This window comes from Haloimpatiens myeolchijeotgali (assembly GCF_042688525.2).
Taxonomy (GTDB): domain Bacteria; phylum Bacillota; class Clostridia; order Clostridiales; family Clostridiaceae; genus Haloimpatiens.
Genome location: NZ_JBHWAB010000001.1, coordinates 2,975,558 through 3,001,552, shown reverse-complemented (window position 1 = coordinate 3,001,552; position 25,995 = coordinate 2,975,558). Strand labels below are relative to the sequence as shown.

Annotated in this window: 23 protein-coding genes; 20 read left to right on the top strand and 3 right to left on the bottom strand. The window is 27.7% G+C overall.

Annotation, left to right across the window (positions count from 1 at the left end; translation table 11 throughout):
• The first annotated feature begins 322 nt into the window (after window positions 1–322).
• The 5 genes from ACFIJ5_RS13385 to ACFIJ5_RS13365 all read left to right on the top strand — a co-directional run bounded on the left by ACFIJ5_RS13385 (window position 323) and on the right by ACFIJ5_RS13365 (window position 2,934).
• Window positions 323–433 carry a CD1871A family CXXC motif-containing protein gene (locus ACFIJ5_RS13385; RefSeq protein ID WP_379807839.1) on the top strand — a complete coding sequence of 37 codons (111 nt, stop codon included), beginning with the start codon at window positions 323–325 and terminating at the stop codon, window positions 431–433.
• Window positions 434–449: 16 nt separating this feature from the next.
• Window positions 450–1,295, top strand: coding sequence for a 4Fe-4S binding protein (locus ACFIJ5_RS13380; RefSeq protein WP_459253863.1), 846 nt, complete (start codon window positions 450–452; stop codon window positions 1,293–1,295).
• Window positions 1,296–1,330: 35 nt separating this feature from the next.
• The gene (locus ACFIJ5_RS13375; protein ID WP_379807835.1) at window positions 1,331–1,609 is read left to right on the top strand and encodes a TlpA family protein disulfide reductase; all 279 of its coding nucleotides are present in this window, start codon (window positions 1,331–1,333) and stop codon (window positions 1,607–1,609) included.
• Between the two features lie 9 nt (window positions 1,610–1,618).
• Entirely contained in the window at window positions 1,619–1,951 is a 333-nt protein-coding gene (locus tag ACFIJ5_RS13370) for a thioredoxin domain-containing protein (RefSeq protein ID WP_379809615.1), read from the top strand.
• A 107-nt stretch (window positions 1,952–2,058) separates the two neighbouring features.
• Complete coding sequence (locus tag ACFIJ5_RS13365; RefSeq protein ID WP_379807833.1) at window positions 2,059–2,934, top strand: hypothetical protein; 876 nt, start codon at window positions 2,059–2,061, stop codon at window positions 2,932–2,934.
• A 110-nt stretch (window positions 2,935–3,044) separates the two neighbouring features.
• Here the strand turns inward: ACFIJ5_RS13365 and ACFIJ5_RS13360 are convergent, their stop codons facing one another.
• Window positions 3,045–3,938, bottom strand: coding sequence for a Cof-type HAD-IIB family hydrolase (locus ACFIJ5_RS13360; protein ID WP_379807831.1), 894 nt, complete (start codon window positions 3,936–3,938; stop codon window positions 3,045–3,047).
• An 882-nt stretch (window positions 3,939–4,820) separates the two neighbouring features.
• Here ACFIJ5_RS13360 and ACFIJ5_RS13355 point away from each other — a divergent pair.
• The 10 genes from ACFIJ5_RS13355 (at window position 4,821) to ACFIJ5_RS13310 (ending at window position 19,562) form a co-directional block, all read left to right on the top strand.
• The gene (locus tag ACFIJ5_RS13355) at window positions 4,821–6,629 is read left to right on the top strand and encodes an ABC transporter ATP-binding protein (RefSeq protein WP_379807829.1); all 1,809 of its coding nucleotides are present in this window, start codon (window positions 4,821–4,823) and stop codon (window positions 6,627–6,629) included.
• 28 nt (window positions 6,630–6,657) lie between these two features.
• A complete protein-coding gene (locus tag ACFIJ5_RS13350; RefSeq protein WP_379807827.1) occupies window positions 6,658–8,493 on the top strand; it encodes an ABC transporter ATP-binding protein in 1,836 nt (611 codons plus the stop codon).
• Between the two features lie 624 nt (window positions 8,494–9,117).
• Window positions 9,118–9,591, top strand: a complete 474-nt coding sequence (locus ACFIJ5_RS13345; RefSeq protein ID WP_379809614.1) for a GNAT family N-acetyltransferase — start codon at window positions 9,118–9,120, stop codon at window positions 9,589–9,591.
• An 11-nt stretch (window positions 9,592–9,602) separates the two neighbouring features.
• The gene (locus tag ACFIJ5_RS13340; protein WP_379807825.1) at window positions 9,603–10,394 is read left to right on the top strand and encodes a class I SAM-dependent methyltransferase; all 792 of its coding nucleotides are present in this window, start codon (window positions 9,603–9,605) and stop codon (window positions 10,392–10,394) included.
• 311 nt (window positions 10,395–10,705) lie between these two features.
• Window positions 10,706–12,664 carry an ABC-F family ATP-binding cassette domain-containing protein gene (locus ACFIJ5_RS13335; protein ID WP_379807823.1) on the top strand — a complete coding sequence of 653 codons (1,959 nt, stop codon included), beginning with the start codon at window positions 10,706–10,708 and terminating at the stop codon, window positions 12,662–12,664.
• Between the two features lie 290 nt (window positions 12,665–12,954).
• Window positions 12,955–14,511 carry an ABC-F family ATP-binding cassette domain-containing protein gene (locus tag ACFIJ5_RS13330; RefSeq protein ID WP_379807821.1) on the top strand — a complete coding sequence of 519 codons (1,557 nt, stop codon included), beginning with the start codon at window positions 12,955–12,957 and terminating at the stop codon, window positions 14,509–14,511.
• A 223-nt stretch (window positions 14,512–14,734) separates the two neighbouring features.
• On the top strand, window positions 14,735–15,784 hold the full coding sequence (locus ACFIJ5_RS13325; RefSeq protein ID WP_379807819.1) for a GNAT family N-acetyltransferase: 1,050 nt from the start codon (window positions 14,735–14,737) through the stop codon (window positions 15,782–15,784).
• Window positions 15,781–16,155 (top strand): hypothetical protein, encoded by a 375-nt coding sequence (locus ACFIJ5_RS13320; protein ID WP_379807817.1) that lies wholly within the window; start codon window positions 15,781–15,783, stop codon window positions 16,153–16,155. Before ACFIJ5_RS13325 ends, ACFIJ5_RS13320 begins: the two co-directional genes overlap by 4 nt.
• Window positions 16,128–16,904 (top strand): LuxE/PaaK family acyltransferase, encoded by a 777-nt coding sequence (locus ACFIJ5_RS13315; RefSeq protein WP_379807815.1) that lies wholly within the window; start codon window positions 16,128–16,130, stop codon window positions 16,902–16,904. Before ACFIJ5_RS13320 ends, ACFIJ5_RS13315 begins: the two co-directional genes overlap by 28 nt.
• A gap of 15 nt (window positions 16,905–16,919) precedes the next feature.
• On the top strand, window positions 16,920–19,562 hold the full coding sequence (locus ACFIJ5_RS13310) for an acyl-CoA reductase (protein WP_379807813.1): 2,643 nt from the start codon (window positions 16,920–16,922) through the stop codon (window positions 19,560–19,562).
• A gap of 76 nt (window positions 19,563–19,638) precedes the next feature.
• On the opposite strand, the gene ACFIJ5_RS13305 is transcribed toward ACFIJ5_RS13310, so the two are convergent.
• Window positions 19,639–20,223: a hypothetical protein gene (locus tag ACFIJ5_RS13305; protein WP_379807812.1), complete on the bottom strand. Its 585-nt coding sequence runs from the start codon at window positions 20,221–20,223 to the stop codon at window positions 19,639–19,641.
• Window positions 20,224–20,644: 421 nt separating this feature from the next.
• Here ACFIJ5_RS13305 and ACFIJ5_RS13300 point away from each other — a divergent pair, with 421 nt between their 5' ends.
• The 3 genes from ACFIJ5_RS13300 (at window position 20,645) to ACFIJ5_RS13290 (ending at window position 23,538) form a co-directional block, all read left to right on the top strand.
• A complete protein-coding gene (locus ACFIJ5_RS13300) occupies window positions 20,645–20,962 on the top strand; it encodes a PadR family transcriptional regulator (protein ID WP_379807810.1) in 318 nt (105 codons plus the stop codon).
• Window positions 20,959–22,272 (top strand): DUF2812 domain-containing protein, encoded by a 1,314-nt coding sequence (locus ACFIJ5_RS13295; protein WP_379807808.1) that lies wholly within the window; start codon window positions 20,959–20,961, stop codon window positions 22,270–22,272. Before ACFIJ5_RS13300 ends, ACFIJ5_RS13295 begins: the two co-directional genes overlap by 4 nt.
• A gap of 273 nt (window positions 22,273–22,545) precedes the next feature.
• Complete coding sequence (locus tag ACFIJ5_RS13290) at window positions 22,546–23,538, top strand: cell wall-binding repeat-containing protein (RefSeq protein ID WP_379807806.1); 993 nt, start codon at window positions 22,546–22,548, stop codon at window positions 23,536–23,538.
• 39 nt (window positions 23,539–23,577) lie between these two features.
• Here ACFIJ5_RS13290 and ACFIJ5_RS13285 read toward each other — a convergent pair whose 3' ends face one another.
• A complete protein-coding gene (locus tag ACFIJ5_RS13285; protein ID WP_379807804.1) occupies window positions 23,578–24,471 on the bottom strand; it encodes an FUSC family protein in 894 nt (297 codons plus the stop codon).
• Window positions 24,472–24,744: 273 nt separating this feature from the next.
• Here ACFIJ5_RS13285 and ACFIJ5_RS13280 point away from each other — a divergent pair, with 273 nt between their 5' ends.
• Both ACFIJ5_RS13280 and ACFIJ5_RS13275 read left to right on the top strand, forming a co-directional pair.
• Window positions 24,745–24,888, top strand: coding sequence for a hypothetical protein (locus ACFIJ5_RS13280; protein WP_379807802.1), 144 nt, complete (start codon window positions 24,745–24,747; stop codon window positions 24,886–24,888).
• A gap of 445 nt (window positions 24,889–25,333) precedes the next feature.
• Window positions 25,334–25,975: a corrinoid protein gene (locus ACFIJ5_RS13275; RefSeq protein ID WP_379807800.1), complete on the top strand. Its 642-nt coding sequence runs from the start codon at window positions 25,334–25,336 to the stop codon at window positions 25,973–25,975.
• Window positions 25,976–25,995: the final 20 nt, after the last annotated feature.

Sequence of the window (25,995 nt, the reverse complement as noted above, 5' to 3'; positions counted from 1 at the left end):
GCTCAACTTTCTCAGGTGAAAAATAACCGCTACGGGAAATGATATCTTGCTATGAAACCTTTCACTTCAGTAACAAGTTCTAAGCTTTTATCAAGTGATAAGTTAAAGAGTGGACTGTCGTACTAAAAAAATTAGTGCGACAGTTCACTCTTTTTAATTACTAATTTATTGTAATAAAACAAACAGTACTTAGAAAATGATATAAAAGCAGTGATAATAGAAACAAATTTGTTACAAGTTAGATAAATTTTTTATACACCTATATATTATTATAAAAATAGAAGGTGTACAAAAAAATTATTAGAAAGGAAGTGATAGTTGTATGAAAAGTAAACTACAAATAGGCTTGATGTTGCTTGGAATTGTACTAATTTCAATAGGCACATATAGAAATGAAGTAAATTTAATTTTGAAAAAAGCTATTAATTTATGAATGGAGTGTATTGGAATTGGGTAATTTCAAAAGAAAGATAGTTCAATTTACAGCAGCAGTATTAACAAATGCAAATTTAAAAGGTTTTATACAAGGAAAAATATATAAAGGGAATACAAAAAGAATATGTATTCCTGGATTAAATTGTTATTCTTGTCCTGGGGCGTTAGGTTCTTGTCCAATTGGGTCACTTCAGTCTGTGATAGGAGGAAAAAACTATAAATTTTCATATTATATATTAGGGTTTTTAATATTTTTTGGTGCTTTATTTGGTAGATTTATATGTGGGTGGTTGTGTCCATTTGGATTAGTACAGGATTTATTGTATAAAATATCTTTACCAAAAGTTAAGATTTCTAAGAGACTTCAAATTTTAAAGTATTTAAAGTATGTTATTTTATTAGTATTTGTAATCATACTTCCGATGTTTTGGGTAAATAGTGTAGGTATGGGTGATCCAGCATTTTGTAAGTATATATGTCCAGCAGGTACTTTAGAAGGGGGAATACCTCTTGTTATAATGAATAAAGCTTTAAGAGTTTCTTTAGGTTTTTTATTTAAGTGGAAAGTTACTATATTAATTATCAACTGTATTTTATCAATTATCATATTTAGACCATTTTGTAGATTTATTTGTCCGCTTGGTGCAATTTATTCATTATTTAATCCTATTAGTATTTATAGTTATAAAGTGGATAGTGAAAAATGTACAAATTGTAAAATATGTAGTTCTAAATGTAAATTAGATATAGAAGTTTATAAAAAACCAAATAGTTTAGAATGTATCAGATGTGGTGAATGTATAAAAGCATGTCCTCAAAATGCTATCAAAGTAAATTTTTTAACTAAAAATAAAGAATAATATGTAAAAATATTTGAGAAGGGATGATAATTATAATGAAAAAAATTTTTTTGATTATATCTATTTGTGTGATTTTAAGTACATCTATTAAGGCTTGCAGTACAGTGTCAAAAAAGAATACAACAAATTCAAATAATAAGATAGGTGAGAAAATAAAAGATAATAAGAGTAAAGATTCGGAAGAAGGTATATCTTTTGATACGATGAAAAGTATTCCTAAATTTAAGTGTAAGGATACAAATGGAAAAGGGGTTACAAATGAAATATTTAAAGATAAGAAACTAACGTTAATAAATTTTTGGGGAACTTGGTGAGGACCTTGTATAGGTGAATTGCCTAATATGCAGGGTGCATATAATGAAATTAAAAATGAAGATGTAAATATAATTGGAATTGTAGAAGATGGAAAAGATAATGAAAAAAGTGTAAAGAAAATTTTAAAAGAAAATAATATAACATATACAAATATAATTCCAGATGAAAAACTATGGGATGACTTAGTTTCTCTTGTAGGAGCATTTCCTACATCTATATTGGTAAATGATAAGGGAGAAATTCTTAAGGTTAAATTAAAAAATAATGCGGAGAGCATCATAGAAATACCTGTGCTAAAAAAGGAAGAAATATTAGATATATTTAATAAAAATAGGAAATAACGGACAGTACAAAGATAAATTAAAGATAGTGTAAGGTAAGTTATGAAAAAAATAGACAAAATTAATTTAAGCATAATAATGATAAAAATTAAATTTGGAGGTAAAATATGAGATTTAATAAAAAATGTATTCTAAGTATTTTAATTGGAATTACTGTAATTATTTCTGGATGTTCTAATTTATCTAGTAATAAAGTAAATACTAATTCATCCGATAAAAAGAACAATGGACTAGCTAATAATTTAAAATCAAATAGTGATAAAGAATTTAATAAATATTATGATAATTTTATTGCAAAAAACGAAGGAGAAATTAATAAAATATTAGAGAAAGCAAGAGCGAAAGAAGCAAAAAAAATTTTTCAAAAACAAAAAGATAAGTTTTTAAATAATATATCTATAATGAAGGAATTAAATAAAAAGGCTATGAATAGTTGCTCAAAAGGATATTATGTATTTACAAAAATAAATAATCCACTAAAAAAGGATGCAAAAACAGAGGTAAAAGAATATTTTTCAAATGGTAATTATCGTAGTGAAGAATATAAAAATGGAAAATTAACTTATTTTACCGTATATTCTAAGGAAAAAGATACTAATAATTTTTATGATAGAATCAAAAATAAAACCCAAAAAACCACGAAATTTAGTAAAAAAAATAATGGATATGGGTACTATCCGTTTGGATATTTTACTCTTTATAATAATGCACTTGGAGGTGATATGAAGTATATTAATTATAAAGGTAAAAAAGTACTTTATTCTGAAAACACATTTGAAAATTTCACCAGAGATAATAAACCTTCTAAAAGTATATCAAAATATTGGTATGATGCAGAAACAGGAATTATTATGAAGGAAGAACAAAAATGTTTTATAGATGGTAAATTAGACTCGGATTATTCAGCAAATTACACAATCGAATTTAACAAAAGTTATGATAAAGACATGTTTATATTTGATAAGAATAAATTAAATAAATAATTATTTAAGAAAGTTTTTTATATTGAACAAAAAACTATGATTTTCATAGTTTTTTGTTCAATATATGTTTTTACTTTGAATTTATATAAAATAATATTTTAAATTTTAATTTAGTTTAGTATAAATTTATCAATAACGTGTGCAACACCATGTTCTTCGTTAGTTAAAGTAATATAATCTGCAATTTCCTTTATTTCAGGAAATGCATTTCCCATAGCAACTCCAAGACCAGCATATTCTATCATATGTTCATCATTACCAGAATCACCTATACATATAACTTCTTCTCTTTTAATACCTAATTTCTCAGCAAGAGCTTGTACTCCAGTACCTTTATTAGAGTGTTTATTTAATATCTCAATAGTATAAGGAGAAGTCTTCAGTATTGTATAGTTTTGGGTTAATTTTGAAGGTAGATTAGACATTGCGTTGAACAAATCTTTATTAAAATTTTCTTTTGAAGGTACTTCTACCTCAGGTATTATTAAATCTGGAAAAAAATTTTCGATTTTTTTAAATTCTTTTTTCAAACTTATATCTTCATTTATTAAAGTTATTTTATTTACAAAGTCATTTCCAATAGTTTTGAAATCTACAATTTCCATTGGTAGATCATTTGCAATTGAATCAATATAGCTAAAGAAGTTAGCAGATGGTACATAAAGTCTATCAGAAGCATAACCATTTAAAGTTAAGTCGAGTTCTTTAGCTACATTATTTACATAATTGATATCCTCATTATTTAAAGTATCATTTTTGATTATATTTTTTCTTGTATTATTTAAAATACAACTTCCAGAAACAGTTATGGAGTAGTTGTTATCTCCTATTAAGTCTAATTCTTCAAGATATTTTTGAATACCTCCAATAGAACGGCCAGTACATAAAGCAACTGTTACACCTTTTTCCTGAGCTTTTTTTATTGCTATTTTATTTTCTTCTGAAATTTGTTTTTTATTATTTAATACTGTTCCATCCATATCTAAAGCAAGTAATTTAAACATTGTTTTCCCCCTGACGTTTTTCTTATGTTTAGTATTAATTCATCACGAAAATTATATCAAATAAAGTCTCAATACTTCAATGAATTTTGTCTTTATAAATAAAAGTTTAAAATATATTAACTTTTAAAAATTGAGAAGAACAAAGAATATTTAAAAGTAACAATTTAAGTTTACTAGTAATATTATGAATATAGAAAGAATAAAATTTAGAAAAAAGGAAATAACTTAAATAAAAGGTATATAATCATAAGATGCGAAAATTATAAGAAAATAGTAAATTTACTCTTGTAAAATTTTAAAATATAGTTTATACTAAATATTGTGAAATTTATTAATTTAGAAAATAAAGAAAAGGAGGTCGTGTAAATGTTAAACTTAATGGTTAATGTATTTTGTGGGAAGTTTAGAATTAATGGATTTGCAAGTGCAGTCAATGCAGCAAAACTTAATATTACGCGCGACCTATGTGAAGAATTGTAATGGTATTTTTTACCGAAATTTAAGTATAAATTTGCAATTATGTGCCATAGGTTGTGCAACAACCTATGGCATTTTTATTTTTATAAAAATATATGTGTAATATATTTTGAATTATTTACATATTATTTATGCGTAAAAAGCCGTAGGATTAATTTCTACGGCTTTTTTATATTAAAAAAAATAAGGAGGTTTTACCATGATAAGATTTTGGTTAAAGAACAAGGATAGAAGGTTGCTAGATGACACATGAAAGGTAAAAAATCAAATTAAAGATCACAAATGTGTAACAATGAATTTCATGCGTTTCTTTAGAATGCCAAGATAAGTAAAAATTTGATAGGGAGATAGTATTTCTCCCTATCTATGAAAAAAGTATATTTGAAATACGAAGGGAGGGTCACTATGAAGACCTTAAAGTCGCTTTGGAAATTTATGAAAGGAAACAGAACTTTATATATAGGAGCTATTTTAAGCATAGGCTTTGCTACATTTTTTAAAACATTAGCTCCACTTATTATAAGAGTAACTATAGACTCTATTATAGGTAATAAACCTATAGAACTTCCAAATGTAGGTATGAAATTTATAAATCAGCTTGGAGGAAAATCTGTATTAGCTCAAAATCTTTGGATTTGTGCTTTATTATTAATAATTGTTACAAGCTTTAGAGGAATATTTCTATTTTTTAAAGGTAAATGGTCAGCTGTAGCTTCAGAAAATATAGCTAGAAATATGAGAGAAAGATTATATAATCATATTCAACATTTACCATATGATTATCATGTTAAATGTGAAACAGGAGATTTAATACAAAGATGTACTTCAGATGTTGATACTATAAGAAGATTTTTAGCATTACAATTTGTTGAAATAGGAAGAGCTGTTTTTATACTTTGCTTTACTATCGCAATAATGTTTTCAATGAGTGTTAAAATGAGCATTGTTGCTATGGCAGCTGTTCCAATAATATTCATATTTTCATTTGTATTTTTTACAAGTATTAAAAAATTATTTAAAGAAACAGATGAATCAGAAGCAAAGATGACTACTGTGCTTCAAGAAAATTTATCAGGAGTTAGGGTTGTAAGAGCTTTTGGAAGACAAAGATATGAAATAGATAAATTTGAAAAGAAAAATTCTAAATTTAGAAAATTAAGTTATAAGATGTATTCATTAAGAGGTATGTATTGGGCAGTTTCAGACTTTTTATGTATGCTTCAAACTGGAGCAGTTTTAATTGCAGGAGTCTATTTTACAATTAATGGAAGTATAACTCTAGGAACATTAGTAGTATTTATGACTTATGAGGGAATGCTTTTATGGCCAGTTAGACAATTAGGTAGAATATTATCTGATATGGGAAAAATGGTTGTAGCCTTAAATCGTATCCATCATGTAATGAATTTAGAAACTGAAAAGCCTAGTGAAAATGAAGTAAAACCTGAAATTGAAGGTAATATAAAATTTGAAAATGTATATTTTGAATACGATAAAGATAATCCAGTTATAGATGGAGTTTCCTTTGATGCAAAGAAAGGAGAAACTGTTGCTATCATGGGACATACTGGATCAGGAAAATCATCATTAGTTCATTTGCTTTGCAGACTATATGATTATCAAAAGGGTTCTATAAAAATAGATGGAGTAGAACTTAAAAATATTGATAAAAAATGGTTGAGAAAAAATGTTGGTATAGTATTACAGGAACCATTCTTATTTTCAAAAACTATAAAAGATAATATAGGTATAGCTAAGAAAGATGTATTAGATGGTGAAATATATGATGCTGCTTCAATTGCTGCAGTTCATGATGTAATATTAAGCTTTGATAAAGGTTATGACACATTAGTAGGTGAGAAAGGAGTAACCTTATCTGGAGGTCAAAGACAAAGAGTAGCTATAGCAAGAACTCTTATAAATAACAGTCCTATTTTGATTTTTGACGATTCATTAAGTGCTGTAGATACTGAAACTGATAAAGCTATAAGAAAGGCACTATCAAAGAGAAGTAAGGATGTTACAACATTTATTATTTCTCACCGTATTTCAACACTTAAAGAAGCAGATAAAATTATTGTATTGGATAAAGGTAAGGTTGTACAAAACGGAACTCATTCTGAGCTTGTAAAAGAAGAGGGATTATATAAACGTATTTGGGAAATTCAAAGTGTAATTGATGATGATTATAAGGAAGATAATAAAGTAAGTTAATAAAAGAAGTCGAGAGCGGGGTGAAAATATGAGTTCTTTTAAAGAACAGGATTTTAATAATAAAGATAAAAAAATTGACTTTAGTTTGTGGAAAAAATTATTACATTATGCTGCAGGTTTTAAAAAGCAGCTTATAGCTCTTGCTTTTGTAATGATAGGAGTTGCAGGTATAGATGTTATAATTCCATATCTTACAAAGTATGCTATAGATAATTATGTAGTAGTTGGAGATACAAATGGTCTTTGGAAATTTGGTTTAGTATACCTAATTTTTATAGCTATTCAGAGTATTAATGTAAAACTATTGGTATCATTGGCAGGTGGAATTGAAACAGGACTTGCGTATCATATTCGTAAGCTTGGATTTGAAAAATTGCAGCAGTTGTCATTCTCTTATTATGACACTACTCCAGTTGGTTGGATGATGTCTAGAATGACTTCAGATATTTATAGATTAAGTGAAATAGTGTCTTGGGGACTAATTGATTTGGTGTGGGCAAGCACAATGATGGTTGGATTTGTTTTCGTAATGCTTTATCATAACGTAAAATTAACTCTCATTACTTTGTGTGTTGTTCCAGTAGTATTTATAGCAGGAAGTTTTTTTCAGAAAAGAATATTAGGATCTTACAGAAAAGTTAGAAAAGTAAACTCACGTATTACTAATGATTTTAATGAATGTATAACTGGTGCGCAGACTACAAAAACTTTGGTAAGAGAAAAGGAAAATTTAAATGAATTTAAGCTTGATACAGAAAAAATGAGAAATTCATCAGTAAGAGCAGCTGTATTTTCAGCATTATTTTTACCTATAGTAATTACATTAGGAAGTATAGGTACAGGTCTTGCATTATGGTATGGTGGAAAAGGTGTTATGATGCAAACTTTAAGTTATGGTACATTGGTCTTATTTATAACTTATACTGTTGAGTTCTTTGAACCAGTCAGCCAATTAGCTGCAACTTTAGCAGAAATGCAGCATGCTCAAGCTTCAGCAGAAAGAATTTTATCAATGATAGAAACTGATGCCGATATATATGATACTGAAGATATTATTAAAAAATATGGAGATGTATTTAATCCTAAATATGAAAATTGGGAATCAATAAAAGGAGATATATCTTTTAAAAATGTATCTTTTGCATATAAGAACGGAAAACAGGTTTTGAAAAATTTTAATTTAGATGTTAAGAGTGGAGAAACTATAGCTTTAGTAGGAGAAACTGGATCAGGTAAAAGTACTATAGTAAATCTTGCCTGTAGATTTTACGAACCAACAGATGGAAAGATATTAATTGATGGAGTAGACTACAAGACTCGATCTATAGGATGGCTGGAAGCTAATTTAGGTTATGTTCTTCAAAGTCCACATTTATTTAGTGGAACTATAAAAGATAATATACGCTATGGAAGATTAGATGCAACAGATGAAGAAATAATCGAAGCAGCAAAGCTTGTAAATGCTCATGAATTTATAATGAGAATGGAAAAAACTTATGATACAGAAGTTGGTGAAGGTGGAGGAAAATTATCCACTGGAGAAAAGCAGTTAATATCTTTTGCAAGGGCAATAGTTGCAAATCCTGCTGTATTTGTATTAGATGAAGCTACTTCATCTATAGATACTGAAACTGAAAGAATTATTCAAAATGCCATAAATAAGGTGTTAGAAGGAAGAACTAGTTTTGTTATAGCTCATAGATTGTCTACTATTGTTTCAGCTGATAGGATATTGGTTATAAGAAATGGTAAAGTAATTGAACAGGGTAACCACGAACAACTTATCAAAAGAAAAGGATATTATTATAATCTTTACACAAATCAGTTTGCTGAAGAGCAGCAAAATGAACTTTTGAATGCATAGGGAAGGCAAAGAAAATTAATAACTCAACTTTCGTAGATGAAAAATAGTCGCTACGGGAAATGATATCTTGCTTAGAAACCTTTCACTTCACAAAGTAATTCTAAGGTCTAAAAATTGTGTTGATAATAAGTATCTAGAGCCTGTGAAGTAAATATCTATATAGTGTTAGGAATCGTGTCACTTCAGTAACAAGTTCTAAGTCTTACTCATATTCAAAAGAAGATATCTTACAAATATTCCAAAGGAATTAGTTATCAGAAAATAACTCTTTTGAAATTCGTAAGACTAAGAACTTGTAGACTTTGTTCCAATGATATCCTATACACTATATAGATATTTACCACAGGCAAAAGGTTTTATTTTATAATATAAAAATGTTGTCTAATATACTGTGAATTTTTAGACCAAGAATTACTAGTTGTTTGCTCAAATGTTTCTTACGCAGTATATCATTTCCCTTCGCTAAGCAGTATTTTTTTACTGCGGAAAAAGTTTTGTTTCAACAAGACTTAGAAAAAAGGGCTGTTGCACTAAGAGTAAATACTACAATATATTTCTTAATGCGACAGCCCCTTCTTTCATTATTAATTATTTTTTATAGGAAGGATGATTGCTGTGAAAATAATGTTGAAAACAAGAATGAAAGATCATGTTAAGATATTTTGGGAAAGGACTCAAGATGAAGAAATAAAAAAATTATTTCCCTTTAGTACTAAATCTTTAGAAGAAGCATTAATATTATTTGAAGAGTCGCTTACAGAAGATGCTTTGAGTTACGGTAAAGTAATCTATTTTGAAGGTAGGTATGTTGGAGATATTTGGTGTTATAGTATAGATGAGAGTAATGAAAAAATGTGCATGCTAAGTATTGTGATTTTTGAAAAGAAGTTGTGGGGTAAAGGCATAGGAACAGAGGCAGCAAAAGCTTTTGTAAAGGAAGTATTTAATAAGTTTGATATAGAAAAAATTGGAGCATTTACATATTCTAATAATTATGGATCAATAGGTCTATTAGAGAAGGTTGGGTTTGTAAAAGTTGATACATTTGTTGAAGATGGGATTGAATCAAAATATTTTGAAATACGTCATAGGATATAGGAGGGGAAAACTTGAGAATTGGTGAGTTTGCTAAAAAGCAGTATAAAACAGCCGAAAATTTAAACTCTAGATGTAATCTTCACAGCTATAATATTAATAAAGTAGATTGGGATAATTGGTGTTTTAGCAAAATGAGGTTTCCCAAGAAAGCAAAAATATTAGAAATAGGTTGTGGAACAGGAAGATTATGGTCTAAAAATAGACAATATCTAAATAAAGAATGGAGTATCACGTTAGCTGATTTTTCTAAAGGAATGTTGAAAAGTACAAAAGAAGAATTGGAAGAACTGAATTATAATTTTATGTATAAAGAATTTGATATACAAAGCATTCCATATGAAGATGAGAGTTTTGATGTAGTAATTGCAAGACACATGTTATACCTTGTTCCCAATATAGAAAAGGCTTTATTTGAAATAAAAAGAGTTCTTACTAGGGGAGGTTTATTTTACGCAACCACAAATACACCTGATGCTATGTACGAATTAAATGAACTTATGAAAAAATTTGATCCTAAAATTGGATTAAGTAACAATGGAATGGGAGAAAGATTTGATAGTGAAAGTGGACAACTACTATTGACAAAATATTTTGATAAAGTTAAAAAAGATATTTTGTCAGGGAAAATTGTAGTAGATAAAGCTGAACCTGTAGTTTCTTATAAAGCTTCTACAATAAAAGGAAGTACTGTACTTGTAGGAGAAAAAAGACAACAATTAACAAAATATATAGAAGATTATATTAGAGAAAATGGCAATATATCAATAACTACAGGAGCCTGTATTTTTGAAGCAAAAAAATAATCATTTATGAGAATATATAGATTTGCTAAAATATATTACAAATTAAATAACTCAACTTTCGTAGTTGAAAATACAGTCGCTGCGGGAAATGATAGTATTTTTGTCCTGCGAAAGTTGAGCAAATTAATAATTAATTTTAGAGAAAAGCACTATTTTTGGTCGGATGGGTGCTTTTTTTCTTTAATATCATTTTTCCCAGCGATTATTTTTATTTTTGAAAGTTGAATTAACAAAAAATAAGTTATAATATAAGTACATAATTTTTATATATACTATTCTCAAATTTTCACTATTAAGAAAGGAAAGGTCATATGAACTTAATAACTATTGAAAACTTAAGTAAAAGTTACGGAGAGAAAATATTATTAGATAATATATCATTAGGAATAAACGAAGGAGAGAAGATAGGGGTTATAGGTATCAATGGAACAGGAAAATCTACTCTTCTAAAGATAATTTCAGGCATTGAAAATTATGATAGTGGTAATATAACTAAAGCAAATAAGATAATAATAGAACATTTAAGGCAAAAAATAAATTTTGATGATAATGTAACAATTCTTCAGCAGATATTTAAAGGCAATTCTCCAATAATGAAGGTTTTGAGAGAATATGAAGATGTAATAAGTAAAATAGAGAAAAATCCAGAGGATATGTCCCTTCAAAATAAATTAATGGAATTAAGTAACAAGATGGATGCAGTAGATGCATGGCAGATTGAAAGTAACGCAAAAACTATACTTACTAAACTTGGTATAAATAACTTTAATGAAAAAGTAGGAAATCTTTCAGGCGGTCAGAGAAAGAGAATAGCTTTAGCAGAATCACTTATAAGACCTTGTGATCTTTTAATATTAGATGAGCCTACTAACCATTTGGATAATGAAACAATTAAGTGGCTTGAAGAGTACCTTAACAGTAGAAAAGGCGCATTGATAATGATTACACATGATAGATATTTTTTAGATAGAGTTACTAATAGAATAATAGAATTGTATAGAGGTAAATTATATAGTTACGAAGGAAATTATAGTGTTTATTTAACATCAAAAGTAGAGAGAAAAGAACTTGAAAAATCCTTAGAAGAAAAGAGACAAAATTTATTAAGAAGAGAACTTGCGTGGATTAAAAGAGGGGTTAAAGCTAGAGGTACAAAGCAAAAGGCAAGAGTTGATAGATTTCAAGATTTAGTAGAACAAGAAGGATATGTAGAAGATGAAAATGTAGAAATATCTGTAGCAAGTACAAGACTTGGCAAAAAGGTTATAGAAGTAGATAATATAAGCAAAAAATTTGAAGATAAAAAAATTATAGAAAATTTTAGTTTGATATTAAGTAAAGATGACAGAATAGGTATTATAGGAAAGAATGGCGCCGGAAAATCTACATTATTAAATATTTTATGTGGAAAGTTAAAAAGCGATAGAGGGGATATAGCTGTTGGAGAAACAGTAAAGATGGGTTATTTTTCTCAAGAATATAAGGAAATGGATCCTAATATGAGAGTTATTGATTATATAAAAGAAGGTGCAGAGTATATAGAAACAAAAGATGGGGTTTCTATAAGTGCTTCTCAAATGTTAGAAAAGTTTTTGTTCCCAGGTGAACTTCAATGGTCACCTATATCAAAATTATCAGGTGGAGAAAAGAGAAGATTATATTTATTAAGAGTACTTATGGATGCACCTAATGTATTATTTTTAGATGAGCCTACAAATGATTTGGATATTGAAACTTTAAATATATTAGAAAATTATATAGAAGCATTTAATGGTGCTGTAATTACAGTTTCTCATGATAGATATTTTTTAGATAAAATTTCAAATAAGATATTAGCTTTTCAGGGAAATGGACAAATTTTAGAGCATACTGGAAATTATTCTGAGTACATTGAGTTTATTCAAAAGACTAATAAACAGTTTAATAATGATAATAAAGCTAATATAAGTAAAACATCTAAAGATAAATCTGAAGAAAACGAAAATGAAAAAGTTGATAAGCAAAAAAATAAAAATAGAACATTGAAATTTTCTTATAAAGAAAAGTTAGAATATGAAAAAATAGATGGAGTAATAGAGGAAGTTGAAAATGAATTGGCAGAGGTAGAGAAGAAGTTGGGCACTGGAGGAAGTAATTATGGTTTGCTTGAGGAACTTTTAGAGAAAAAAGACGAGCTGGAAACCAAATTGGAAGAATTAATGGAAAGATGGACATACCTAAATGAATTAGCTGAGAAGATAAATAACTCAACTTTGGCAGATGAAAAATAGCCGCTACGGGAAATGATATATTGCTTAGAAACCTTTCACTTCAGTAACAAGTTCTAAACTTTACTCATATTGAAAAAAGATTTTTTAATTAATATTCCGTAGGAATCAGTAATTAAAAAATAACTTTTTTCAAATTCGTAAAGCTAAGAACTTGTAAACTTTGTTCAAATGTTTCTTACGCAATATATCATTTCCCTTCGCTATACAGTATTTTTGTGCTAGTCTATATAATAGTGTGCAAGTTACTACAGGCAATACCATTATATTATTGTATACAAAGGAGAAGATGTATGAGTATATTAACAGTTAAAAATGTAAGTCATGGATTTGGAGATAGGGCTATTTTTGAAGATGTTTCCTTCAGACTATTAAAAGGAGAACATGTAGGATTAATAGGTGCTAATGGAGAAGGAAAATCTACTTTTATGAATATAATAACAGGAAAATTAATGCCTGATGAAGGAAAGGTACAGTGGTCAAATAGAGTTAGAGTAGGATATATGGACCAGCATGCAGAACTTCAAAAGGGTAATACAATTAGAGATATATTAAGAGGTGCTTTTAAATACTTGTTTGATTTAGAAGAAGAAATGATGGGTATTACAGAAAAAATGAGTGATGCATCTCCTGAAGAGCTAGAAAAACTTTTAGAACAAATGGGAACTATACAGGATTTATTAGATAATAATGGTTTTTATGTTATTGATGCAAAGATAGAAGAAGTAGCAGGGGGACTTGGACTTAGAGATATAGGTTTAGATAAAGATGTATCAGAATTAAGTGGAGGTCAAAGAACAAAGGTACTTTTAGCAAAATTACTTTTAGAAAATCCAGATATATTATTATTAGATGAGCCTACTAACTATTTGGATGAACAACATATAGAATGGCTTAAGAGATATCTTCAAAATTACGAAAATGCTTTCATACTTATATCACATGATATACCATTTTTAAATAGTGTAATTAATTTAATCTATCATGTGGATAATAGAAAGCTGGATAGATATGTAGGTGATTATGATAATTTCTTAAGAATAAAGGAACAAAAACAGAAACAATTAGAGTCAGCTTATGAAAGACAGCAGCAAGAAATTAAAAAATTAGAAGATTTTGTGGCTAGAAATAAAGCTAGAATTTCCACTACTGGTAGAGCAAAATCTAGACAAAAAAAATTGGATAAAATGGAGAGAATAGAACTTCCAAAGGAAAAAGTAAAGCCTGAATTTAACTTTAAAAAAGCAAGAACTTCAGGAAAATTAATATTTGAAACTAAGGATTTAGTTATAGGATATAATGAGCCGCTGTCAAAACCATTAAACTTATTAATGGAGAGAGGACAAAAAATAGCTTTAGTTGGAGCTAATGGTATAGGTAAAACCACTTTATTAAGAAGTTTAATAGGGGAAATAAAACCATTAGAAGGTGAAATTGAACTAGGAGATTATCAGTATATAGGTTATTTTGAACAAGAAGAAAAAGAGGCAAATTATAATACATGTATACAGGAAGTATGGCAGGACTTCCCTGGATTTACTCAATATGAGGTGAGAGCAGCACTTGCTAAATGTGGACTTACTACAAAGCATATAGAAAGTCAAGTTGTAGTGTTAAGTGGTGGAGAAAAAGCAAAGGTTAGGTTATGTAAAATAATTAATAAAGAGACTAATATACTAATATTGGACGAGCCTACTAACCACTTAGATGTAGAGGCAAAAGATGAATTAAAGAGAGCACTAAAAGACTACAAAGGCAGCATTCTTATGGTTTGCCATGAACCTGAGTTTTATAGAGATATAGTTACAGATGTATGGAATTGTGAAGAGTGGACAACAAAGATAGTGTAAGACTAAAAGCAGTAATACTATTCAAAAAGTAGTATTGCTGCTTTAATTTTTGCTCTACAAAGGAAACTACATGTTTACAAAAAAAGAAATAATTTATTTAACATCATTTACAAATGAAGTAAATATTGCAAATTTATTGGAAGTAGTGTAGGATAATATGGAAGATATTCATAAAACTGTAATAGAAGTTTCAAAAATGCACAAATAGTGTGGAGGGTACTGTATGCTTAAAAATTGTACAGGTTTTCATAAAAATAATATAAATAAAGAATTTAAGGTAAAAAAAATGGAAGAAAAAGAAGCAAAGGAGGTAGTAGAGTGTGCCTATAGGGCTTATGGAAAATCATATATTCATAGGTATATATATTCTCAAGAAGAACTTATTAAATTAAATAAGTTGGGAGAGATAATATCTTATGTAGCCATTGGTAAAGATGGACAAGTAGTTGGACATATTGCATTAGAGAAAGAAAATAATTTACCTATATATGAATTGTCTTGTGCATTCATACATCCTTTTTACAGGGGGAGAGGTTATCTCAAAGATTTAACAAAAGAGGTAATAAAAATATGTCAGCATGAGAAGATTAAATCGGTATTTGTAAGGTCTGTTACAAGTCATAATTATTCTCAAAAATCAGCTAGCAAAAATGGATTTAAAGAATGTGCATTACTTTTGTCTAGAATTAAATCATTAAATTTCAAAGGTATATGTAATGAAATAGATAAAAGAGAAAATTTATTATTAGGTTATAGATATTTAAAAAAACCTTTCAAAAGAAAAAGTTTCTATAAAATTATAAAACACATGGATATTATTAAAGAAATTTATAACAATATGGGAATTGAATTTAAATTTAAAGATATAGGTAAAGTAAATATGAGGGATTTACCGGCAGGTAAGATTAGGGTGATTTCTAAAGAAAAGATGGAAGCTGTGATGTTTGTGGATGAATTTGGCAGAGAAGTACTAAGTGAAATTTCAAAAACAATAAATAAATTAAAGGCTCAGGGAAAAAAGATTATGGTTTTAAGAATTAAGTTAAACGATAAATTTACGCCTTATGTTTGTGAATATATGGAGAATAAGGGGTTTATTTTTGCAGGAATTATGCCCTCATATAATAAAGATGATGAGTTAATACTTCAATATATTCAAGATAAAGTTGATTTTGAAAATATAAGCATGAGCTCTAAAATGGGACAAAGGTTATTAAATTATGTTAGAAATTGTTATATTGATAATTTAGAGAATGGGAGAATGAGTGTATGAAATTTTCGTATATTGATGAGTTATGTGCAAAAAAAGGAGCATTTAATTTTTCTAAAGAAACAGATCAATTATTTTTAAATAGTATGATTGAAAATTATAAATTTCAATTGAAAAATCAGCCATATATAAAATATCTAGCAGAAAAAAATAAATTCAATATAAATCATGTAAAAAATGTAGAAGAAATATATAAAATACCTTTTCTTTTTGTGGGAACTATGAAACTTAATAGTTTTTGTAATTTTAGAGAAGAAGATTTAGATATGATATTGACAAGCTCAGGAACCAATGGACAGAAGACTCAAGCTTTTTTGATAAAGGATCTCTTAGAAGACTTGAAGAATTGTCACTTAATGCTTTCGATGCTGTAGGGTTTAGAAGTAAAACTCCAGTGCACTATTTCTTGTTTTCTTATGACATTAAGAATGCAAAAAACATAGGTACAAGTTGGAGTGATGATCAAATATTACAGTTAGCACCTGCAATATCTACAAACTGGATGATTGAATGGGATGAAACTAAGGGAAAATTTTTCTTTGATAGTGAAAAATGGGCTAAGAAATTTGTTCAGCTAAGTAAAGAAGCACCAGTACGTTTACTAGGTTTTCCAGCATTTATGTATAAAATGGTAGAAGATATAAGAAGGATGTATGGGAGAATTAAAGTGAAAAAAGAATCATTTGTTATAGCAGGAGGAGGATGGAAGAATCATCTTGGTAAAAGCATGGAATTAAAAGATTTCCTAGATTACATGCAAGAAAATATAGGGTTAGATCCTAATAATATAAGAGACACATATGGTATGGCAGAACATGGAGTGCCATATTGTTCATGCCCTGAAGGGCATTTGCATGTGCCAATATATAGTAAAGTTTTGGTAAGAGATCCTATAACCTTAGAAAAAAAGGATTATGGAGAAGAAGGGGTGCTTCAGCTTTTAACGCCGTATAATATTGCGGAACCAAATTTATCTTTGTTATCTACAGATATTGCGGTATTGGGTAAGGAGTGTAAATGCGGTATAAAAGGAGATTATATAAAAAAAGTAAGACGTGGAGGAATCAAAAAACATAAAGGATGTGCTATTAAAGCTCAAGATATTTTGAGTAAGAGCAAATAGGGAGTGGTTAACGATATGAAATTAAGTCAATTTAAACATATATTATTTGGGGAAAAATTAAATTTGAAGGATGAATTATCTGAAGAATTAGCTAATAGATATTTTGCTGAAGATATACTTAATAGAAAGTCTCAGCAATTCAGAGAAATACCTATAGATAAGATACTACAAGTGTTACAGGATACTGCAAATAAACTTACTGATAAAAAAGGTTTTTATTATAAGGAATTGATTAATAAAATGCCAGGTATAACTAATTATTCTGTTGATATGGTCAAAAAAGCAGTGGAATTAATACCAGAGATGTTGAGTATAAACGCTTTGAAAAAAAGGCTTCAATGTATTGGTAATTACCATAGTTTAGATTATTTTATAAATGACACATGCTCTAAGGCTAATAGAGTAGTTCCTATAGGATCTGTACTTCATGTAGCTGCAGGCAATATTTTTTTGGGCTCTATAGATTCTCTAGTAATTGGAATAATTACTAAAAATGTGAATATATTAAAAGTTTCTAGTGAAGATTTTTTATTTCCTGTATTATTTTATGAAGCACTAATGGAAGTAGATAAGGATAAAGTAATAGTACCATATATTGCTATGACTTATTGGAGAAGTAATAATAAAAATGTAGAAACAATAGTTAAGAATAATTTTGATGCTATATTACTTTTCGGAGGAGAAAAGGCTGTTTTAAATTATAAAAATGGACTTTCTGCTAAAACAGATATTTACTCCTTTGGTCCTAAGATAAGCTTTGGACTTGTATGTAATAATTTGGAGGATAATGAACTAATAAATGCAGCAAAGGGATTTGCAAAGGATATAGTATGCTGGGAACAAAGAGCTTGTACAAGCTGTCAAAATATATTTATAGAAAGTTCTAATAAAGATGAAAAATTTATTGAGTATTTGACAGAGAGTTTGGAAAACTTAGCTAGGGAGTTTCCACAAAATAAGTTGACATTGGATTCTGCTCTAGAAATAAGAAAAGAGAGAGAAATAGCAAAATGGAATGAATTTAATAATAATTGTAGAGTTATAGAAGGTAAGAATGCTGCCCATACTATAATAGTTCAAAAAAGCAATGATTTTATAAATTCACCCTTAAATAGAACTGTATATGTGAATATAGTTGAGAATTATCAGGATATATTTAAAGGAAATTTAAAAGAGTTAAAATATTATATGTCTACTTTAGGGGTAGTATCTAAGGAAAAACTACAGGATATTATAGAGAATTTTATGAAATATGGGGTAATGAGATTTTGTAAACCTGGATCTATGAATGAATCTAATGATGAATCTCAGGCACATGATGGAAAACATTTGGCTAGTTTACTTGTAAAATATATAAACAAAGAAGACTTAGAGGATAATAATTTTGGATTGGAATTTATAGAGAAAAAGAAAAAGGAAGAAATTTTGCTTTCTAAGTTAAATGTTTTATTAAAAGAGGCTATGAAGGCACCTTTTTATAAGGAGTTTTATAAGAATATTAAACTTCCTTTAAAAAGTTTGGATGAGTTTAAAAAAGTTCCCATTTTAGAAAAAAAGTATATGTTTAATAATAGTATAGACAAAAGCAACCATATGTTAACAAGAGAAATGAAGCAGTGCTATGTATTTTCAGCTGGTGGAACTACGGGTAAAATGAAGTATGTAGCATATTCTAATAAGGAGTTTGAGGACTCTGAAAAAGCTTTTGGAAAAGGTTTTAAAGCTGTTGGTATTAATGAAAAGGATTTTGTTGCTAATTATATGAAAGCAGGTGCACTTTGGACAGCATTTTCAGCAGTTAACAAGGGGATAGAAGAAGTAGGATGCAAAATATTATCTCTTACAGCTAATCAATCAGAAAAGGAAACTATAGAATATTTAAAAATATTTAAACCAAATGTAATCATAGGACTTCCAGGAAATATTATATTGTTAACAAGAGAAATAGAGAAATTAAATGAAAGTATAAAAATAGAAAAAGTTTATTATGCAGGGGAGCACATCTCTGAAAAATCCCAAGAATATGTGAAGAAGATTTTAGGAGCAGAGGTTATAGCTTCTTTTGGTTATGCTGCAGTAGAAATAGGGCCTATTGGTTTTCAATGTGAATCTTGTAAAGGAACCGAACACCATGTGATGGATGAATGGTGTTATTTAGAAAGTGATGAAAATGGTGAGGCAATAGTAACGGCATTAAATAAAACTCTTCATCCAATAATAAGATATAGAATAGGTGATAAGATACAATGGGTTAATAGTCCATGTGCTTGTGGTAGAACATCTAAAAAATTTAAGCTATTATCAAGAACAGATGATGTTGTAAGGTTTAATGTATCAGATATATATTTAAATGATGTATATGATACTTTAAAAGATGTAAAAGAAGTATCTTCATTTTTTCAAATAGTTGTTGAAAATGTAGATAACATGAGAGATGTTACATTTAAGATAGAAACTAAAAATGAAAACATACCTACTAAGAATGAACAATTAACTAAAAAAATTCAATACTTATTAAAAACTAATATAAAAAGTATAGGAAAAGATTACAGAGAAAATTTAATTAATAATATTAATGTTCAGCTGTTGGCACCTTGTACAATAGAACGAGTTGGACGTACTGGTAAAATAAGAAGAATTATAGATAAGAGAATTTAAATTCATTAAGGATAGAAATTGATAAGAAAAATGAGACTAGATATGATAATCATTTAGTCTCATTTTTTATGGAAATCTAATAACGATAACCGGTAACTACGTATGCTTTACTATCACCGTGAACACAAACAATTAAATATTGGTTTATTATATTAAGGCCATCATTGGAAGTATATGAAGTCAACAAATTATGATGTCTTTTTAATATCAAGTTATTATAACTTTTAACTTGCATCTGTACGTTTAAATTTATGCCAGCTATTGGGTCTATTACAGTACCAAAATTCAATGGATCACTAGCAGTAACATTACAAGAAAAGTAGCAACCAGGATTAGCGAAAATTGTTTGTGGAGCAACAGTTACTCCAGCTAAATAGTGACCAGAAGAATTAAATTTTCCATGACAATTATAATATATATAAAATGATATTCCAGCTATAGTATCGTTATTTTCATTTATAAAATTAAAATGGAAAGGACCAAACTTATATGATGTAAAACCCTCCATATCTGACCACTTTGCATTTGTAGGTAGAACAGATACAGAAATTGAATTAAAATCTATATTTGAATTTTCATTTTTAATATCATAATTACATTTTTTTATTTCTGATTCAAAAAAATCACAAGTGTTACATTTTTGAATTTTATCTATAGTCAATTTAAATCCACTCTCCCCATTAATTAAATTTTTAAAATATATATAATAGAGTATTTAAATCTAATAGTATTGTCATTAAAATAATGCATTATGTAATATATATTATGATAAAAATGATTTGCTTGTTATTATTGGGTAAATTAGATATTTTCAGCTAGAATGGTTTTATGCAGTATATAAATTTACTCAACTTTCGCAGGTGAAAAACAGTCGCTACGGGAAAGGATATCTTGCTAAGAACTTGTAAACTTTGTTCAAATGTTTCTTACGCAATATATCATTTCCCTTCGCTAGACAGTATTTTTTTACTGCCAAAGTTGAATAAATTTATTATCATAATTAAAAATATTGACAATATCGAGTATCGATAATAAAATGAATATATAAATATCGATACTCGATATTACAGAGGTGATAACAAATGGCAAGGCAGCAATTTCAAAATTTAACAGAGCCAATGTATTACATACTAATTTCTTTATTACAAGAAAGATGTGGTGTAGATATTATGAAGTCTGTAATTGATATTTCTAAAGGTCGTGTAAGAGTTGGACCGGGAACTCTATATACGCTTCTTGGTAAATTTGAAAAGGAAAAGATGATAATAGAAACAAAAATACAAGGGAGAAAAAGAAGTTATATAATCACTGATAAGGGAAAAGAAATATTATTAGATGAGTATAGAAGGTTAATTACTATGGTAAATGATGGCGAAGTATACATGGAGGGAGAAATATGATAAACAGAGATTCAAAAATCACCTTTTTTCAGTATTTACCTTATGAATGTACTGCTGTAGAAGAATACCTTGAACAAATGGCAGAAAAGGGATGGTTGTTGCAATGGGCCAAAGGATTTTTCTTTAAATTTAAAAAAATAGAACCTAAAAAAATAAAATATTCAGTAGATGTACTTAATAAAATTTCTATATTTGATCATAAAGATAGTTGTGAGGCTTTAGAGTACAGAGAATATTGTAAGGCTGCAGGTTGGAATTATGTATGTCAGGTAGATAAAATCCAAATTTTTTATACTGAGAACAATAAAGAAACTATCTCTATTCATACTGATGAAGTGGAAAAACTTAAATCTGTTTTTAAAGCTTCATTATATAGTATAGGGGCTCAATTTGTGATAATTTTGGCATTTGTATTTAATATGCATACACTATTATTTATAGGAAGGTTAGATTATACATTATCATCTAATTTATGTATTGGATCAATAGTGTTGATGTTCTCTTATATAATTATGAACAGCATACAGATTATTAGCTTTTTTATTTGGTTTATAAAAGCTAAATGGAAGTTAAAAGAAAATAAGTTTATGCCATATAATACTTATAAACAACTAAAGATAAAAAATATATTATCAAAAGTTTACATATTAATAATGTTTCTTGGATTATTAAAAGTTGTAGCATTTACGGAAAATGTTGATGCGGTATTTAAAGTTTTTTTATTGAGCATGATATGTATACCTATAATAATATCTATTTGTGTTAAAAGTTTTATTAATAAAAAAAGATATTCAAAAGACACTAATGTGGCAATAACTATTAGCAGTACATTACTTTCAGTATTTTTAATATTAGCTATTACAGGTGGAGTAGTTGTTAGTGATATTTTTCAAAATAGTAAAAATAGGACTCCGATTGATAAAACTAATTTGACATTGATAGATCTTGGTTATAAAAAAAGTGATAATGTAGATCCTTATGTTAAATTTGATAAAAGTATATTAGCTCAAAGACTAGATTGTATTTATGGTAATGGAAATACAAGTTTAAGTTATACTGTTCTTCAAAGTCAATATCCTTTGATAATTAAATTACATAAAAATAGATTAATGAGTATATATAATGAAAGGGATAATGATTTGAGAATAGAGAGTACTAATTTACCTAAAAAGATTCAAGTTTATTCAGATAGTAAAAAAAGATCTTTTGTATTGATATCAAAAAATAAAGTAATTGATGTTAGAAAAGATTTTAAGAATGTAAATGAAGAAGAATTTTTAAATACTATATATAAAAAGTTTTTTATGTAATATGTGCATTGTTCTTAAAATTATTATTTTGGCATATTTTACCCCAAAGAATTTTGATTATTTTCTGTTATAATGTACTTAAGTTAGAAATTTTTATTGTATAGAAAATTTTTAAAAGTCATAAATAATTTTAATTAGTATTGAAATGAAGTATAAACTTAATTTGAATGTTAAATTAAAATTGATATAGGTCTTCTATACAAAAGATAAAGAATCAAAGGAGGAGGTGAATTATTGCCAAACATATAGTAAGATTTTTGGCAATGGAAAATAATGAACAGAAGAATAAAAATAATAAGTAGTATTGTTTTAGTATTTGCATTTTTAGTGTTTGCAAATCATAAGGTTTATTCAGAAGTTAGCATTAACAGATTATATGGAGCTGATAGATATGGCACGTCTACAGCAATAGCAAAACAAGGGTGGACAACCTCTAATTATGCTGTACTAGCATCAGGAGCAAACTATCCAGATGCACTTGCAGCAGCACCATTAGCAAAAAAATACAATGCTCCTATTTTATTAACAGATAGTAAAAGTTTAAAATTAGAAACTAAAAATACTTTAATAGATTTAGGAGTAAAAAATGTATTTATTGTTGGGGGAACTGGTGTAGTATCCTCAAATATTGAAAATCAATTAAAAAGTATGGGAATAAATGTAGAAAGATTAGCAGGAAAAAATAGATATGAAACATGTGTAAAAGTAGCACAAAAATTAGGAAGTGTTCAAAAAGTAGTTTTGGTATCAGGTAATAATTTTCCAGATGCATTAGCAGTTGCACCGATAGCTGCTATAAAAGGTATGCCTATTTTACTTGTTGATAAAAATAGCGTATACAGTAATGTAAAAGCATATATTGATTCTCAAAATCCTTCTCAAGTATATGTTGTAGGGGGAACAGGGGTAATAACAGATGATACATTAAAAAATATCTCAAATAAAAGAAGATTATCTGGAAAAGATAGATATGAAACTAATGTAGCTGTACTTAATGAATTCATTAGTGATATTAGTCTAAACAAAGTTTATGTTGCATCAGGAGCCAATTTCCCAGATGCTTTATCTGGAGCAGCATTAGCAGCAAAAAATTCTTCACCAATTGTACTTACAAGTAAAGCATACAATCCTACAATTGCTGATTTTACTGTGTCACACCGTTCTAGTGTTACTAATGTATTTTCTATTGGAGGAACAACCATCGTACCTCAAGATATAGTAAGTGAATATTTTAATGGTAACCTTGAAGTAATAGGAGTGGAATAGGACCTGTTAAGAAAAGCTTTCTGCTGTGGCAGAAAGCTTTTAGCTTGCTTTGTGAATTTCAGAGTTTATGTCTAGTTCTTTTAAATCATATAAAATATTTAACAATTCTTCAGTATGATAATTATAAACAATATTCAAATCATTACTTGTATAAGTAGAACTTTTCATTTGAGGATTATACAATTCTTTAAATTTATAAAAATTCTTTCCATTTAAAGTACATTCATTATTAATTTGATTAATTAATACAAGATGTTCATAAGCTTTAATAGAAATACATAATATTTCTTTTATTTTTTCAACTTTAACATTTTTATTTTTTTTACTTTTTATCTCTGATAAATAAGAATTTAATGATGTCTCTAAATTTTGAATTTGTTTCTTTATTTTTGATAAATTTGCTTCATTGTCATGTCTTATAAGATTTCCAAAAGAAATAAAAACATTATCTACTAATTCATTACAAGACTTACGTAGTTTATTTATATAATTAGGTGGAGTAACAAAATAGTTTACTAAAACAGCCACAAATATTCCAAGGAAAGTTTCCAAAAGTCTATCCCTACTATATATGTGAGGAGGTACACCTTTTAAATTTGTACTTATTGCAATGAATACTATACATGCTATAGTTGCAGATTTCTTTTTATTTAAAACATTGCATGTAAATATTACAATTATTATACCAAGGCCACATAGAAATGGATTGTCAGGTTGAATAAGTGCAAATAAAAGGCCTATAAAAGCTCCAACCGAAGTCCCAATCATTCTATTTTTACCTGCAGTAAAAGAACCTGATACAGAACTTTGCATAGAAATTACAGAAGCAATACAGGCATAAAATGGGTAAGGATTATTTACTAATTTCAATATAACTATACATATAAAAACGGATACAGCTGTTTTTATGTTTCGCATTCCAATTTTAGGCATATAACAGTCATGTCCTTTCTTTTTATCATTATGTGAGTTTATACTTTATCTTAGTATTTTACTCTAACTGATAATTTAATGCAACAGCATTATATTTACGTAAAATTAAATTAGAACTTAATGATATTGATTAAATATAAAGAATTATATGATATATTAAATATTCTGCTTTTTAGTTCATGTTTTAATGTTATATATGTATAGGATAAAAAATATTTCCTGGGAAAGACTAATTAGTACGAATTTATTATCTTAAGGAAAGGAGATATTTCAATGGATGTAAAACGTCAAGGTGCAAAAGAACGTGCTAGACAAATGCTTATAGATGGAGTAGGTCATGAAGAAATTATGAGGGAAACAAATTTGAGGCTGAAAGATATAAAAAGGATTGAAAAAGATATAAGTGAACACTTTTAAAAAAGTGATTTTTTGGCACAAGTGTATGCAGTCAGTAAATAAAAATCAGTATAAGAATAGTAATTCTTTAAAAATAATGAATAATTAAAAATGTATTTAGTAAAGTATAAAGTACAAAGTTATTTCTTATCTATTCTTTGTACTTTATATTTCGTATTTACAATAGGCAAAAGGTTTTATTTTACAATATAAAAATGTTGTCTAAGATACTATAAATTTTTACACCCAAAATTAATAACGTAAATGATTACTTCCTTATAGTTCCATCTTACTTGTAGAATTTATAATTATCCAACCTATATGATTTTGTTTTTATCAATACCTTATAAGTATTTCAAATAAATAAGCTAGTATCTATAAATATTTTATATTGGATTTACCACATAATATGGGATAAAATATTGTAATGGATTTCATGAGGTTTGACTATAGAGGAGGAATTTAAATGGAGAAAGAAGTCTTATTTGAAAATATATCTAAATCAGTAATAGAAATGGAAGAGGATGAAGTAGCAGAGTTATGTAAAAAGTCTCTTGAGATGAATATATCTGCTTATGAAACAATAAAAAACGGATTAATAGCTGGTATGGATAAAGTAGGAAGACTTTATGAAGAAGAAGAATATTTTTTACCAGAAGTACTTATATGTTCTGATGCTATGAATGAAGGACTTAATATATTAAAACCACATTTGGATAGACAAATAATGGACAACCCTGTAAAAGTAGTTATAGGAGTTGTTGAAGGGGATACTCATGACATAGGAAAAAATTTAGTTAAGGTTATGATGGAGTCTTCTGGTTTTACAGTTTACGATTTAGGAAGAGATGTACCTCTTGAAAAATTTGTTGCGAAAGCTGAAGAAGAAAATACAGATATTATATGTATGTCTACTTTAATGACTACAACAATGCCTGGCATGAAAAAGGTTGTTGATGAACTCAAACAAAAAAATATAAGAGATAAATATAAAGTTATGATTGGAGGAGGACCTGTATCTCAGAAGTTTGCAGATGAAATTGGAGCGGATTTTTATACAGTAGATGCTACTGAAGCGGTAAAAAAAGTCAAAGAACTTATGAATTAAAAAAATGAAATGTGCAAAAC